This window comes from Trichothermofontia sp. (assembly GCF_053493415.1).
Genome location: NZ_JBRCAD010000087.1, coordinates 1 through 14,620, shown reverse-complemented (window position 1 = coordinate 14,620; position 14,620 = coordinate 1). Strand labels below are relative to the sequence as shown.

Sequence of the window (14,620 nt, the reverse complement as noted above, 5' to 3'; positions counted from 1 at the left end):
GAGGTAGGGATGGGGGCATGAATGGCACCGGGGCGATCGCGCAAAGATTGACCCGTCCGACCGGCCATCACGGCTTGAATTTCCGCCACGATCGCGAGGGCAATTTCCGCTGGGGTTTCGGCCCCGATATCCAGACCAATGGGACTATAGAGGCGTTGGCGTTGTTCCGGCGTTAGGGTGATGCCTTGGGTCGCAAGGTCGTGTTCCAGTTGCTGCATCCGCCGTTTGGGACCTAAAACTCCCAGGTACCGGAGCGGTGTTTGCAGTAGGGTTTTGAGCAACGCCAGATCACTGGGATAGTGATGGGTCATGACTACGGCAACGGTTGAGGATGTCAGTCGTGCTCGGTAGGTCTGGGGTTGCGTTGGGGTGTAGGTGAGCCAGTGATCGGCGAGGGGAAAGCGATCGCGGCTTAATAACGCAGGTCGATGATCAAGGACCGTGACTTGCCAGCCCACCTGTTTGGCCAACGGCACTACGGGGATGGCGTCATCCCCAGCCCCAAAAATCAGTAGCGGTGTGGGCGGGCGGATGATTTCGAGCAGGACGGTCATACTCCCCCCAGCAAGGGGATAGGTCTGGATGCGGATTTGCTGTTCGTTGAGCGTTTGGGTGAGATCCGTCACCAGCCGTTGGGCCACGATTGGGTTAGCGATCGCGGTGATCGGCAGGCGATCGGGGGGCAGCAGGACGCGATCGCCCACGTGTACGTCCGGCACGTTGTCAACGGCAAAGACCGTCGCGATCACCCCCGGTGCTTGGGTCTCCAAACAGGTCCGGATCAGGGGCAGGGGGTTGCCCCTGGCGGCTGGGTCCACCGCCTCCAGCAACACATCCACCACCCCATTGCAGCCCAAACCCAAGCCGAACACGAGGTCATCGCTCGCAGTCGTGTCATAGCGGACGAGGATAGGCGCACCGCCGTGGGTGAGCAAGGAGCGCGATCGTTCAACCAGATCAGCTTCTAAACACCCGCCACTGATGGTCCCCACCCGTTCACCGGTTGCCGTCACCAACAGCCGCGCACCCGGACGACGATAAACGGACCCCTGGGTTTGCACGATCGTGCCCAGTACCGTACGTTCCCCCAATTGCTGACTCTGCTCAAAGGCGGTGAGAATGTGCTGTAATTCGTTCATTGTCGTATTTTCAGAGATGTTTTAAACGAGAAATCTTTAAAACCGTGACGACGAGCAGGGGAGGGTACCATCTCAGAGATTTTTGGAGTTTGTAGTAGCGACTTTAGTCGCAAAAACGAGCTATCTCAAGCATTGCCATTCTTGTAAATTCTTGATCAGCTGTAACCAAAATGGCTGTATTTTGGATGGCCATTGCTGCAATGACTGCATCGGGTAACTTCAATCGATATTGTTGACGAATTTCGACAATCCTTGCAATCAAGTGGGTATCACTGGCTGTCAAACCCACAACTTCCACTCGTTTAAGAAATTGTTTAAAAAGATGATAATCAGCTTCCGTCAATTCAGAAAAAGCCAGAAACTCAATCTGACTAATAATTGAAATGCCAATCCAACTAGCATCTTGGAGCAATCGAAGCAGTCGAATATTGCCTTGTAACAAAGCAACGATCGCATTCGTATCTAGTAAATAACGATTACCACTCATTGCGTAGCGATCGCTGAGATGCAACAGCATCCCCCTGCCAGGTTAAACGACCGACCAAATCAGAGAAATCATAGTTTGGTTCCTGAGGCGGAGCGGCTGCTACAGGATTAACAACCAGAACAATATTAACCTGTCCCGGTGCCAGAGCAGTCGGAATATCCAGACGCAAATGGCCTGATTCGTCCACAGTCGTGGTTAGTTGAAGCACTTCCATGCCAGTCGTCTCCACCTTAAGCCATGAGCTTATCGGGCGTTAAGGGCAGGCTCCGTAACCGCCGGCCCGTGGCATGATAAACCGCATTCGCCACGGCGGCGGCAACGCCCGTAATGCCAATTTCCCCCACACCGCGCCCCCCTATGGGATTAAATGCCAAATCCGGTTTGCCCACGAACGTGACCTCGATGCGGGGAATATCGGCATGGCTGGGGTAGTGGTAGGTCGCCAAGTCGTAGACCACGGAATGGCCCGTATGCGGGTCAAAGTGGCACTCCTCCATCAGGGCCGAGCCGATGCCCATGATCACGCCGCCCCGGATTTGACTCGCCGCTGCCTTGGCATTGATCACCTGGCCGATGTCCATGACCGACAGCCAGCGCGTCACCCGTAATCGACCGAGTTCCTCATCGATCGCGACTTCACAAAAATGGGCACCCCAGGATTGAAACGCCCACTGTCGGTTCGCAGCATCAGGGGCCGCTGAACCCGTCGCTTCCAAGGCCGCCCGCCCCGATCGCTGGAGTTCCTGCACGGCCTCAGCCACCGTGGCAAAATTCCCCGACTGGAGCAAGGTCTGACAGGCATTTTGGACCGCAGGGGCCAGGGAAGCAGTCATCTGGGACCCTCCGGCTAGACCGCCATTGGGGAAGCGGGAGTCCCCAATCTCCACCGTGATCTTGTCCACCGGCACGCCTAGGGTTTCCGCCGCCACGATCGCGATGACCGTATAGGCTCCCGTGCCCATATCATTAGCTGAAGCCAACACCTGCACCCGACCATCCGGTAACAGACGGACCTTCGCCGAGGTATTCCCCCGCAGGGCTGGAAACGTGGAAGCCGCCATGCCCCAACCGATGAGTTCGCCATTTCGATTCAGGCTCCGGGGTTGGCGGGGGCGATCCGACCAGCCAAAGGTGTTGGCTCCCACTTGCAAACACTCGGCAAAGTGCTTGCTGGAAAAGGGTAGGTCACTGCGCAGGTGGGTTTGGGTTTCATTCTTCAGCCGCAGGGCCACCGGATCAAGGTTCAATTTCCAAGCCAATTCATCCATCGCCGACTCCAGCGCCCACATGCCAGGGGCTTCCCCCGGTGCCCGCATCCAGGTGGGGGTGCCCACGTTTAAGGTGGCCAAGGTTTGGCTGGTCTGCACACTGGGCGCGGCGTACATAGCCGGGGTCATGCTGGTGCAGGGTTCGGGAAAATCTTCGACCGGAGAGGTGGCTGATTTCGCCGTGTGGCCGATCGCGATCAACTCCCCATCAGGTTTCGCCGTGAGTTGCAGGGTTTGCTCGGTTTGCGATCGATGCCCCGTATTGGCCGTCATCTGACGACGGCTCACCACTAGCTTCAGGGGCCGCTGGATCTGGCGGGCTACCGCTGCACAGAGAATACTATGGGGCCAGGGAAATGCCTTGGAACCAAAGCCGCCCCCAATATAAGGCGAGATGAGTCGTACCTTTTCCGAAGGCAGACCAAACAGTTCGGCATAGGTGCGCTGTCCCCCAACCACCCATTGGGACCCTTCGTAGACCGTGAGGGTGTCGCCCTGCCACTGGGCGATGATGGCGTGGGGTTCCATCATGGCATGGAGTTCGGTAACCGTATGGTAGGTGGCTTTCAGCGTAGTGCCCGTTGGGATGTTCTCTTCCCCCCTGGCAAATTCCCCCTTGCGAAAGACCATATCCTCGCCAAACAACCCCGCTGCCGGTCGATAGGTGGCCTTCGTGGCGTCCACCAACGGGGGCTGACTGTCGTAGTCCACCTGGACTAGCTGCGCGGCTTCCCGTGCCCGTTCCCAGGTATCGGCAACCACGAGGCCGATGATTTGCCCGCCATAATGAATGCGATCGTCCGCTAGGGGTAAACGGGCTTCGTAAATTTTGCTCGTGATGAAATTATTGGTGGGTTTGAACACCTTGGGCATATTGCTGTGGGTAATCACGGCGATCACCCCCGGTGCCTGCTCTGCCGCCTGGGTGGACATGGACCGAATCCGTCCCTTCGCGATCGCTGCCGTCACCAAACAGCCATGCACCAATCCCGGCAGATCATGCTCGGCAGCATAGGTGGCTTGGCCCGTCACCTTGGCGAGGCCATCCTTGCGTTTAACCGCCGTCCCAATGACTGTGTTGGCCAACTCTGGGTTGGCTGCTCCCGTGCTCATGCGACCCCACCTCCCTTGGCTGCAATCGTCAGTGCCCGTTTAATGGCCCGTTTCGCCATTTCAACTTTGAACCCATTGTGCGCTAATGGTTTAGCGTCCTGGAGCGCGATCGCGGCGGCCTGTTGGAAGGTTTCTCCCGTCGCCGGTTTATCCGCAAGAAACGCTTCAGCGTCGAGCGATCGCCAGGGTTTATGGGCCACTCCCCCCAGGGCCAGACGCGCTGCTCGAATGCGATCGCCCGTAATCTCCACCGCTGCGGCTACGGATACGAGGGCAAAGGAATAGGAGGCGCGATCGCGCAGTTTCAGGTAAACCCCCGTTTTGGCAAAGGGTACGGGGGGCAAGTGGATGGTTGTAATCAATTCCCCCGGTTGCAGGGTTGTATCCAGATGGGGCGCATCCCCCGGTAGGCGATGAAATTCCGCAAAGGGAATCTGGCGTTTGCCCTGGGGACCTTCGACTTCAACCACGGCAGCGAGGGCCGCTAAAGCGACACACATATCAGAGGGATGGACAGCAACACAGTCATCACTCGCTCCCAAAATCGCGTGCATCCGGTTAATCCCCTGGGCGGCATCGCAACCACTCCCCGGTTGCCGTTTATTGCAGGCAAAGACGGGATCGTAGTAGTAGGGACAACGGGTGCGTTGGAGTAAATTACCGCCCACCGTCGCCACGTTGCGAATCTGTTGGGATGCACCCGATAAAATTGCCCGCGACAGCAAGGGATAATCCCGCCGGACTTGGGGATGGTCCGCGACAGCGGTATTGCTCGCCAAGGCACCGATATGGAGGCCGCCGTCGGGGGTGGGGGTAATCGCCTTGAGATCCAGGCGGGAAATATCGATTAGTTGGGCCGGGTTATCCAGAAAAACCTTGAGGCGATCGACAAGGTTGGTCCCCCCGGCAATGAATTGGGTGTTGGGTGTGGTGTGCGATCGTTGAATCGCATCCGCTGCGGAGGTCGCCCGCACGTAGGCAAAATTCTTCATCCGGCTACCCCCTCCTGAACCAGGATCGTCGCCGCTGCCGAGGGGGGCGTTTGGCCTGCGGCCTGTTGCACGGCGGCCACAATCCCGTTGTAGGCACTGCACCGACAGAGGTTCCCGCTCAAGCGTTCCTTAATTTCCGCCTCGGAGAGGGTGGCCAATGGGGGCGGCTGGGTGAGATTGGGGGTGACGACACTGGCACAGCCCCGCTTGACTTCGGCGAGGAGAGCAACGGAGGCGCAAATTTGGCCGGGGGTGCAGTAGCCGCACTGGAGGGCATCGTTGTCAATAAACGCGGCTTGGACGGGGTGGAGTTGGGTTCCCTGGGCTAAACCTTCGATCGTCGTAATTTGCTTACCTTCCTGCATAATCGCCAGGGACAAACAGGCATAGACGCGCTCCCCATCCACTAGAACAGTACACGCACCACATTGGCCGTGATCGCAGCCTTTTTTCGTGCCCGTTAACTTCAGCCGTTCGCGGAGAAGGTCCAGCAAGGTGACACGGGGTTCAATATTGACCGTGTGCGATCGTCCGTTAATCGTGAGCGTAACCGGGATGGCAGCTTGCATGGGCAGGGTGCGATCGTTAGCAGTGGTTTGGGCATCAACACCATCGCTATTATTGGCTGCATCCAGGACTTTAGGCACCACGATCGCGGTTCCTGCTGCGGTTAGGGCTTGGCCCAAGAAGCGTCGCCGGGAGGTTCCTGATGGTCGTCTGTCGTCCGATGGCATGGTTAAGGGTCTCCGGAGTTTCGATATACCTGAGGGCGTGGGATAGCTCTCGGCAAGCGATGTGAGCAGGGTGATTATCCCCGCAACGTCATGGTTGCATTGCTGCAATACCTCAATACTTCATGCCCCAATAAGCAAAGCAACCTGACGATGGATTGATTGAGGCTAGATGGCATCTCTTTGCGGTTAGTTTATCGGATCAAGTGTGGCTAAAACAAGTTACTGCAGTTCACCTGATCGGGTGAATTAGGTCGCCATCCGCAGATCGTGCAAAATCACGGCTTAGCAGATCACAGGTTGAATGTGGGATGGCCGTCTGAATATATCGAAGACTCGGCTGTCTCAGGAGCAGACAGGATGCTTACCCCACAACATCCAGCTCATCCAAAATCTAAAATCTAAAATCTAAAATCTAGCAAGATACCTACTCCACAATTATTTTTCGTTCGCGTAGCATCTCGGTAGGAGAATCTACTGAGGCTAGGGAGCAGCGCTCCGAAATCCTAGTGCAGCGCATAATTAACTATGTAACGTTTGTAGTTCAGGCTTTAGCCTGCAATGCCTCAAGTCGTTACTACCAACGTTGCGAAACTTTATGTTTACTGTACCTATAGCCATCCTAAACGGTTTGTGAAGGAGGGTGAGGCAGGCTTCTAGTCTGCGCGGGCAGGATGCCCACCCCACGCTCATCAATCACCTGAGATTGCTATAGTTAGCCTGACGAAAGGGTAAATCCCGGTTAACCGCGTCAATTTCCTGCTGTTCCATTGCATTAATTTCGTCGATATGGCTGCTCAGAATATGTTGCATCCGATTGTTATAAAAGCGATGTAGGCTATAGTTCGGGGTTGCGGGAAACCCTCGACGTTTTTTGTGACGACCGCCTGCCCCAGGGTCAAACAGTTGAATGTTGTTGGCGATCGCCCAATCAATAGGCGTGTAGTAACAGGCATCAAAATGCAGACAGTCAATTTCACGATCGCTGCCCCAATACCGTCCATAGAGGCGATCGCCCTTGGTAATACAAAAGGACATACCGATCAATGGGTGGGGGTTCGTCGCTTCATAGGCAGCGATCAACAGAACACGATCGCGATACTTAGGGTAAAGTTGCTCAAAAAAACGACGGGTGAGATACTTACTCCCCCACATGAACTTGTCACAGGTACTACTATAGAAATGATAAATTTTTGGAAATAGGGCATGGGGAATTTCCTCACCCAGGAGGGTTTTAATCTCCAATCCAGCCTGGGCAACCGCTTTCCGTTCTCGCTTAACGTTGCGGCGTTGGTTGGCATTAAATCTTTGTAAGTAATCTTCAAAGGTTTGATAGCCCTGATTTTGCCAAATATAGCTATAGTGCAACCAGGGCAAACATCCAGCCTGTTGCGCGAAAGGTTGCCAATCCGGATCAACAAAGAGGAAATTGCAACTGGCAATCTGATGACGATCGCAGAAATGATCAATCTCATTAAACATCAGGGTGGTTAATTCCGCTTCATCCTCACTGGGTGCGACCAGAAATCGGTAGCCGATCGCTGGGGTGAAGGGTGTCATCCCTAACAGTTTGGGATAGTATTGAACCCCTAAGCGATAGGCCAGATCAGCCCACTGGTGATCAAAGACAAATTCACCGTAGCTGTGGCCTTTCAGGTAAAGCGGGGCCGCCGCGATCAAGGTACGATCGCGCCAAACGGTCAGGTGATTGGGTAACCAACCGGTGCGAGCAACGGCACTACCGGAGGTTTCAAGATTGTTCAGCCATTCCCACTCTAAAAACGGTGTCGGCAAGGGCATTGCCAAGGCATCCCAAGCCGATTGGGGAATCTCAGCAATGCAACTATGCCAGGTAAATGTGTAGTGGGGAGGAGAGGGTTGACGTAGCATAATATTAAGTCAAATTAAACAAATTCTTCAGACGTTTTCTGACCCAAATAATTGGATTTTTATCATCCTCATCAGCATTGACCAAGCCTAATTCACGTAATTGTTTCTGGCGCTCTATGAGTTCCTGTTGATGCTTGCTAAGTTCATTAACAATAATCTCATAAAATCCAGGATAGTTCTGAAGTAATTTGGAGAAACTTTTGCTGTTGATGACGAACAAGGTCGTAGGTTCCAAGGCGCGAACGGTCGCGGTGCGAGGGATACCCAGAATCAAAGATAGTTCGCCAAAGAAACGACCTGACTCCAGGGTTGTTAATTGTTTATTGATTTGTTCGGCAACCACTTCAACCAAACCACTTAAAACAATATAGAATGCATCACCCGCATCATTTTCTCGAAACAGTACTTCGGTGGGTTGTAAGCGCTTACGATAACCAATTTCAATGAGTTGACGTAACTCTAACTCACTAAATCCCTGGAAGTAGGGAACTTGCTTGAGAAAATCTCGTAAAGCGGGTGCCCTAACAGTTGCCTGGGCTGGGAGCTGTTCCGCCGCCAAAGGTTCCAATTCGTCCGCTTCCCGTCGAGAGAAAAAGCCTGACAGGGCTTCCGGATTTTTCAGCCACAGGTCACGCTGGGGAAAGGGAATCACAATCTGGTGCTGCCGTAGATTGTATTCGATCGCAAAGTTTAGGGAACTTTTAATAAAGGGTTCATCATCAATCCGCGTGACCCATACCCATAATTCAAAATTAAGAGAACTATCGCCAAATCCCTGAAAGACCACACGAGGAGCCGGATCATGCACAACATTCGCATCCTGATAAGCAGCCTGTAAAAGGGTTTCTGTAACTAGGGATGGATCACTGCCATAGGCAACTCCCACCGGGACCTTAATCCGGGCAATGTAGCTGTCATAGGTCCAGTTTAAGACATGATTTTCGACAAGTTCACTATTGGGAACAACCACATCCCCCCCATCACGAGTCCGAATCAGCGTCGATCGCAACGATACTTCTTTGACATAGCCCGACAGACCTGAAAATTCAATAAAATCGCCAACCTTCAACTTCTGCTCTGTTAATAGAGTCAGACCACTAATAAAGTTTTTGGTAATACTCTGCAACCCAAAGCCAACCCCAATTCCCAAGCCTCCAGCAATCACAGCCAAGGAGGCCACGTTAATGCCCGTTAATTGCAATACAATTAAAAAGCTAATAATGGCCAAACTATAGCTAATAATTGTGGCGATCGCTTCCCGATTCGTGGCATCAATTCCCAGCCGAGAAAGGAGGTGTTTGCGTAGAAGAACCTTAAGTGCGCGGGCAATAAAAATAATGACTAGAAATAAAATAATCGCCTGAATAATGGAGGCCAGGGTAATGACTGTCCCCCCGATCGTGAAGCGAATGTCAGTAAAAACTGAGAAGATTTGTCGAAAAATGGATTGTAGTGTTGGATACATAAAATAATCGCTTGGCGCAGGCGGTTGAATTGCGATGGGAACCCAGTCACCACGGACAGAGTACCGATATGCACCTGCCTGGGGCACACTACTCAAATTGTAGGGTTAGAGTTGAGCAGTTAGGTACATCCCCCGGATTACGTCATCCGATCGCTCAGACGCAGATCAGGCGGTGGGGACTCTACCTGCGAGCTAATCGGGCGCATCATCAGGTTCGGGAGGCTAGGCAAGGTATGGTAGGATGAATATTTGCCAGAAATGCGGGCTGTCGTAGCTAGCACCCCCTGGCAAGCCCTTGAGCGGTGCGGCGATCGTGCTGACTGTTGGCCCAGACGCACCCAATTTTTAACTGTAGACCATGAGTTGAGGTTAGGATGGCTAAACGCCGTAACTTGAAAAAGGAGAAAGCTCTACGGAACGAAGCTTATGCCCGTAAGTTCCGCAAACGGACCAATCGCAGCCGCTATAACCGACGGCGACCGGAAGGGGGTGCCCGACCTGAAGAGGAGAACCTCTCTGAAGGGACGGAACAAGACGTTGGGAGCGAAGATTAAGGCGATCGCCCGTTGCATGGACAGGCGTAGGGGTAGGCCCACGGGACGTGTTTGGTACCATCCGCCCCTACAGCTAGCGACACTTGATTAATGTGCGCGTATCTCGGAAAAATTCGCGTTTGCCGCCCTGCCACTCGACAACGCAACCCACACCAAACACTTGGACAATCTTGCCCTCTGGTAGAACCGTAATGGGTGAGCCGTCCGGGTGTTTGTGCCAGAATTGCAAAACGGTATCACCAATCTTGGGTTGGTACATCGTTCTCCTTGTCCTCTACACGCAATTCCCAACAGCCGCTGTCGATCGCACAGCCATTAGGGGATCAGTATCCTGCCAAATGGGATTTTAGATTTTGGGATTTCAGATTTTAGCTTGACTGGACGTTGTGGGGTAGCCCCCTGCCTACCACCTGACGATCGACGAAGACTGCATCAGAGGTAGAGATGCGCTGCCACTGTAACAGGTATCCTCGACAAGTTCTGTAACAAAAGTTAACAGTCTGTGATTTAGCTGCAGATGACTTTAGGGCCGAAAGGGGGGGAGAGGGAAACCCCTGACTTGGAAAGCTGGCCCCTACGCTCGTCCTCACCCCACGGCTGATGGCGATGCGTTTGGCACCTGTCTATCCTCATCATCCCCAGGATTAGGCGGTGCCTATAGCAATCCTAAAGGGTTCGTGAGGGATGGTGGTGCCGGCTTCTAGCCCGCGCGGCTAGGATGCCCACCCATGCTCATCAACCATCTAAGATTGTTATATCTGTGCCAGGAGGGCCTGTACCCGCCGTTGGATTTCGTCCCGGACCTGGGGGAAAAGGTTCGGCTCCACCGCTGGATCAGGGAGTTGCCAATCTTCAAAGACTTCCCGAAGGACCCACGCCTGGGGTAAATTCACTCCGCAGCCACAGAGGGAGATCACGATATCAAAATCCTCTGGTTGAAAATCGGCCAGTGCCTTGGAGGTTTGGTGACGGATATCCATGCCGATCGCGTCCATCGCCGCGATCGCCCCTGGGTTGATCTGACTGGCTTCCAAGCCGGCACTGGTAACCGCCACCTGCCCCGCCCCTAATTGCTTAGCGAAGGCTTCAGCTATCTGCGATCGGGCTGAATTTTTCTTGCAAACAAACATAATTCGTTTCATAAATCAACCTGCTGAGGATGAAGATTAGCAATGGAAAAATTACAGATTGCCCTTAAAACACCGGGGATCAGGGAGGGTGGCTTTCTCTGGACTACGGGCAAACCAAAAGGCCGTATGCCGACAGATTTCCACGAGCATCAGCATCACTGGCACCTCAATCAGTACCCCCACCACCGTTGCCAGAGCCGCCCCCGAATTGAGGCCAAAGAGCATCACCGCCGTCGCGATCGCGACTTCAAAATGATTACTAGCCCCAATCAGCGCAGCAGGGGCAGCATCTTCGTAGACAAAATTCAGTTTCCAGGCAGCCACGTAGGACAGGAAAAAGATAACATTTGTTTGAATAAATAGGGGAATAGCAATCAGCAGAATGTGAAGAGGATGGTTGACAATTAGCTCACCCTTGAAGGCAAATAATAGGATTAGGGTTGCGAGTAACGCCGTCGTCGCGATCGGACTCAGATACTTCAGAAAATAGCGATTAAACCAATCACGTCCCTTGTGACGGAAAATCCAATAACGGGAATACATGCCAGCAATGAGGGGTAGACCCACGTAGATCAACACCGAGAGGACAATCGTTTGCCAGGGCACGACTAAATCATTGCTAGCTAACAACCAACGCCCCAAAGGAGCATAGAGAAACAGCATAACCAAAGAGTTAATCGCCACCATGATCAGGGTATGTCCCTGGTTACTATAGGACAGGTAACCCCACATCAAAACCATTGCGGTACAGGGCGCAATACCCAACAGAATTGCCCCGGCAATATAGGCATTAGCCAGTGGAACTTCCACCCCATTCAGCAGTTCTGTCCCGGTAATAAGAGGTCGAAATAACCAACCCAGAAACACTTGAGCAAAAACAACCATCGTAAACGGCTTAATTAACCAGTTCACGACCAAGGTTAACAACACAGGTTTGGGGGTCCGGGCCGCCTGCTTTGCCTGGGAAAAGTCAATCTTGACCATGATGGGATACATCATAAAAAACAGGCATACCGCGATCGGCAACGAGACCTGATGGATACTCATAGCATCCAAGGCTACAGCCACTTGAGGAAACAAACGCCCTAGTCCAATGCCCGCAATAATGCAGAGAAACACCCAAAGGGTGAGATAACGCTCAAAAAAACTGAGTGTCCCCCCGGCTTGCACGGCCTGGGGCGATCGCTCTGACGACTGACTGTTCATGGCAAGCTCCGATCATGTCCGATCGTTCAGACAAGCTACCTCCTTATCATTTCAAAAAAACTTGATTTGTCAACCTTCGCGACAGATTGAGGCCGGTAGGATAGGGCTGAAGCGACGGTACTCGGCTAGGTACTGCTCCAAGAGGACAAACTGGGGCAGGTTGAGGCTGTAGTAGCTCCAACGACCTACCTGACGCGATCGCAATAGTTCGGCTGCTTTCAAGGTTTTCAAGTGAAAGGAAAGCTTGGATTGGCTGACACCCAGGCGATCACCCAGATCGCACACACACAGTTCCTGGTGGCGCAGAAGGTCGAGAATGCGCAAACGCAGGGGATCGGAGAGAGCCTGAAAGCCAGCGCGAATCAGGGGAAGGGGATCGGGATTAGATCTAGCTTTCATCAATTTTATTTGAATTATAATCTTAAACGTATTACAACACTTCCATATTTGGTAAGGTACAGACAAGGGGCTTAAGCCCCTTGTCTACAAGGCTTGACAGGACTTCATTCGAGAGGAAACGGCTGTAGGGGTATCCCAGCTTGACCCAAAAATAATTGGGATGCAAGCCCCATCCTTCCAGGACGGCTTTGAGTAAACTGCAAGCACCTTAATCAAAAGGCTAAAATTGCAGCATGGTAACCCTCACTTACGAGTACAAGCTGCAACCTACGCTTGAGCAGGAAGCGGTAATTGCGGACTGGCTGGAGATTTGCCGGCAAGTCTACAATTTCGCGCTGGCCGAACGTAAAGATTGGGCGCGTTCTCGCAAGTGCGACATCAATGCCTGCCGCATCGATCGGGAGTACATCATCCCTGCTGCTGCCCAGCGGCCCACATACTACTCTCAGTCCAGCCGCAGGGCGAGCCGCTGGGAATAGATGTGGGGATTGAGTCGTATGTGGCTACCTCCAATGGTGAACTGATTCCGAATCCTCGATTCTTGGTGAGCGGACAACGCAAGCTGCGATCGCGGCAACGTCGTCTCAAGCGGATGAGGCAGGGGTCCCGTAATTGGCGCAAGCAACAGCAACGCGTGGCTAGACACCACGAGTATCTGAGCAATGCTCGCAAGGACTTCCAGTACAAGCTGGCTCATCATCTCTGTGACCAAGCCGGGATAATTTTTGCTGAAGACTTGAACCTGAAAGCGTTAGCCAAGGAGATGCTGGGCAAACACTGCCTGGATGCAGGCTGGGGAGATTTTCTCAGTATTCTCAGCCATGTGTGCTGGCAGCGTGGGGTCTATTTCGCCAAAGGGGAAGCTAAGGGCACCAGCCAGACTTGCCCCAGTTGTGGGGGGGGTGTCGGCAAGAAGAATCTAGCCGAGCGAACCCATTACTGCCCAGCGTGTGGTTACACCGCAAACCGGGATGTAGCAGCGGCTCAGGTAGTGAGGCAGCGCGGGATTGCAGCGGTGGGGCACATCGTCAAGCTGCTGGGTGAGGGCAATGTCTAAGACACCCTGTGAGCCAAGAATCCCCGCGCCTTTAGGCCGGGGAGTTGTCAAAGTCTATTGGCTCCCATAACCAGTCCACTAGCGGTCCTAATGTTCATCATCCAGCCATCTGGGGTGGTTTAGGTTAGAGTGGAGATGCATAGCGTCTGCTCCTTGGGGTGAGGAGCAATGGCTGGGTATTCTGTCTGCTGGACGGTCCCCACTGGTAGTCAGTCGCCATTCCCCTAGCTTCTGCCCCCTGCATCCCCACCGGAAGAGTCACAGACGCGCAATCGCGGATTTCCCAGAAGTACAGGCTACTAGGGTTGCTTTGGGTCTCCCCTGCCTGTCTTCCGGGGCTAACGGTCATGCCCCTTGCCCAGCTTCCCCTGTACTCCCAACACGCTATGATTGCTGCCCCCCGCTCCCCTCAATCCCCCGTGATCACGCCTGTGATCGCCCAGGTACCGCCCAATGTGACGGCGATCGTGCAATCGCCCCAATTGTGGATGATGACCTCTGGCGTGCTGCTGTTGGCTTTACTGGGGGGCGGTATTTGGTTCCGGATACAGGCCAATGATTGGACAAAGCGCCTGAAGTTTGAAGCCTTTAAAAATAAGGAACTGCAGAAAAAGTATAAGTTGGCGCTGAAAACCATTAATAAGATGGAGACCAACCCCGATCTGGTTCACTCGCGGGAATTCAATTTGGACTATTTGAAAATGCGCATGGAGGAGGAAATTTTCCACTTTGCGATTCTCAACCAAATCAAAATTCGCATGAAAGATAAAATCTCCGCCGCCCTACGACCCAACCAAGCCGAGCAAGGGATTGTGGGGATTGCCAGTACCGGGGGCCACCAAATCGACGAAACCTTTGATGTTGAGTATCAAACCTCTGAACTGCCCAATGCGAAACGGGGAATTCTCTTCCGCGTCCAGGTGCGCTTAACCCGACTGCCTACCCAAACCACCAATGCCACGATCGAAGAACTCATTAATTGTATCGAAGCCTATCTCGATCCCGAAACCGACGAACACTGGCAACCCACCCTCCAGGGCCGCGTGGTCTATATGCACTGGGATCAAAAGGCTAAGCCCACGCCCCTACTGGTGTTGGAACAGTCTAATGAAGGCGTGAATGTCACCTTCCGTACCAATCGGCATGTCGCGACGCCCCCAACCCCCGTCCCCAGTGCCACAAGCTCCTC

At 53.4% G+C, this 14,620-nt stretch carries 16 protein-coding genes; 4 read left to right on the top strand and 12 right to left on the bottom strand.

Going from position 1 to position 14,620, the window contains the following annotated elements; genetic code table 11:
• From ACWIUF_RS07515 to ACWIUF_RS07480, 8 genes are all read right to left on the bottom strand, one after another.
• Nucleotides 1-1,139, bottom strand: a 1,139-nt coding sequence (locus ACWIUF_RS07515; protein ID WP_448571669.1) for an XdhC family protein, incomplete at its 3' end; no start/stop codon positions are given.
• Nucleotides 1,140-1,242: 103 nt separating this feature from the next.
• Nucleotides 1,243-1,656 carry a type II toxin-antitoxin system VapC family toxin gene (locus ACWIUF_RS07510; RefSeq protein WP_448571668.1) on the bottom strand — a complete coding sequence of 138 codons (414 nt, stop codon included), beginning with the start codon at nt 1,654-1,656 and terminating at the stop codon, nt 1,243-1,245.
• A complete protein-coding gene (locus ACWIUF_RS07505) occupies nt 1,616-1,840 on the bottom strand; it encodes a hypothetical protein (protein ID WP_448571667.1) in 225 nt (74 codons plus the stop codon). Before ACWIUF_RS07505 ends, ACWIUF_RS07510 begins: the two co-directional genes overlap by 41 nt.
• Nucleotides 1,841-1,856: 16 nt before the next feature.
• A complete protein-coding gene (locus ACWIUF_RS07500) occupies nt 1,857-4,007 on the bottom strand; it encodes a xanthine dehydrogenase family protein molybdopterin-binding subunit (protein WP_448571666.1) in 2,151 nt (716 codons plus the stop codon).
• Nucleotides 4,004-4,999, bottom strand: a complete 996-nt coding sequence (locus ACWIUF_RS07495; protein WP_448571665.1) for an FAD binding domain-containing protein — start codon at nt 4,997-4,999, stop codon at nt 4,004-4,006. The genes ACWIUF_RS07500 and ACWIUF_RS07495 overlap by 4 nt, the downstream gene beginning before the upstream one ends.
• On the bottom strand, nt 4,996-5,733 hold the full coding sequence (locus ACWIUF_RS07490; RefSeq protein WP_448571664.1) for a (2Fe-2S)-binding protein: 738 nt from the start codon (nt 5,731-5,733) through the stop codon (nt 4,996-4,998). The genes ACWIUF_RS07495 and ACWIUF_RS07490 overlap by 4 nt, the downstream gene beginning before the upstream one ends.
• A 693-nt stretch (nt 5,734-6,426) precedes the next feature.
• Entirely contained in the window at nt 6,427-7,620 is a 1,194-nt protein-coding gene (locus tag ACWIUF_RS07485; RefSeq protein ID WP_448571663.1) for a GNAT family N-acetyltransferase, read from the bottom strand.
• Nucleotides 7,621-7,624: 4 nt separating this feature from the next.
• On the bottom strand, nt 7,625-9,085 hold the full coding sequence (locus ACWIUF_RS07480) for a mechanosensitive ion channel domain-containing protein (protein ID WP_448571662.1): 1,461 nt from the start codon (nt 9,083-9,085) through the stop codon (nt 7,625-7,627).
• A gap of 374 nt (nt 9,086-9,459) precedes the next feature.
• Between ACWIUF_RS07480 and ACWIUF_RS07475 the strand changes: the two genes are divergently transcribed.
• The gene (locus tag ACWIUF_RS07475) at nt 9,460-9,639 is read left to right on the top strand and encodes a hypothetical protein (protein ID WP_448571661.1); all 180 of its coding nucleotides are present in this window, start codon (nt 9,460-9,462) and stop codon (nt 9,637-9,639) included.
• A 73-nt stretch (nt 9,640-9,712) separates the two neighbouring features.
• Here ACWIUF_RS07475 and ACWIUF_RS07470 read toward each other — a convergent pair whose 3' ends face one another.
• The 4 genes from ACWIUF_RS07470 to ACWIUF_RS07455 all read right to left on the bottom strand — a co-directional run bounded on the left by ACWIUF_RS07470 (nt 9,713) and on the right by ACWIUF_RS07455 (nt 12,374).
• Complete coding sequence (locus ACWIUF_RS07470) at nt 9,713-9,898, bottom strand: hypothetical protein (protein ID WP_448571660.1); 186 nt, start codon at nt 9,896-9,898, stop codon at nt 9,713-9,715.
• A gap of 493 nt (nt 9,899-10,391) precedes the next feature.
• Nucleotides 10,392-10,769 carry an arsenate reductase, glutathione/glutaredoxin type gene (arsC, locus tag ACWIUF_RS07465; protein ID WP_448571659.1) on the bottom strand — a complete coding sequence of 126 codons (378 nt, stop codon included), beginning with the start codon at nt 10,767-10,769 and terminating at the stop codon, nt 10,392-10,394.
• A 51-nt stretch (nt 10,770-10,820) separates the two neighbouring features.
• The gene (arsB, locus tag ACWIUF_RS07460; protein ID WP_448571658.1) at nt 10,821-11,975 is read right to left on the bottom strand and encodes an ACR3 family arsenite efflux transporter; all 1,155 of its coding nucleotides are present in this window, start codon (nt 11,973-11,975) and stop codon (nt 10,821-10,823) included.
• Nucleotides 11,976-12,044: 69 nt separating this feature from the next.
• On the bottom strand, nt 12,045-12,374 hold the full coding sequence (locus ACWIUF_RS07455; RefSeq protein WP_448571657.1) for an ArsR/SmtB family transcription factor: 330 nt from the start codon (nt 12,372-12,374) through the stop codon (nt 12,045-12,047).
• 233 nt (nt 12,375-12,607) lie between these two features.
• On the opposite strand from ACWIUF_RS07455, the gene ACWIUF_RS07450 reads away from it, so the two are divergent.
• From ACWIUF_RS07450 to ACWIUF_RS07440, 3 genes are all read left to right on the top strand, one after another.
• Nucleotides 12,608-12,853 carry a helix-turn-helix domain-containing protein gene (locus ACWIUF_RS07450; protein WP_448571656.1) on the top strand — a complete coding sequence of 82 codons (246 nt, stop codon included), beginning with the start codon at nt 12,608-12,610 and terminating at the stop codon, nt 12,851-12,853.
• A 2-nt stretch (nt 12,854-12,855) separates the two neighbouring features.
• Nucleotides 12,856-13,431, top strand: coding sequence for an RNA-guided endonuclease InsQ/TnpB family protein (locus ACWIUF_RS07445; protein WP_448571655.1), 576 nt, complete (start codon nt 12,856-12,858; stop codon nt 13,429-13,431).
• A 386-nt stretch (nt 13,432-13,817) separates the two neighbouring features.
• The coding region (locus tag ACWIUF_RS07440; RefSeq protein WP_448571654.1) for a hypothetical protein at nt 13,818-14,620 on the top strand (803 nt) is incomplete at its 3' end.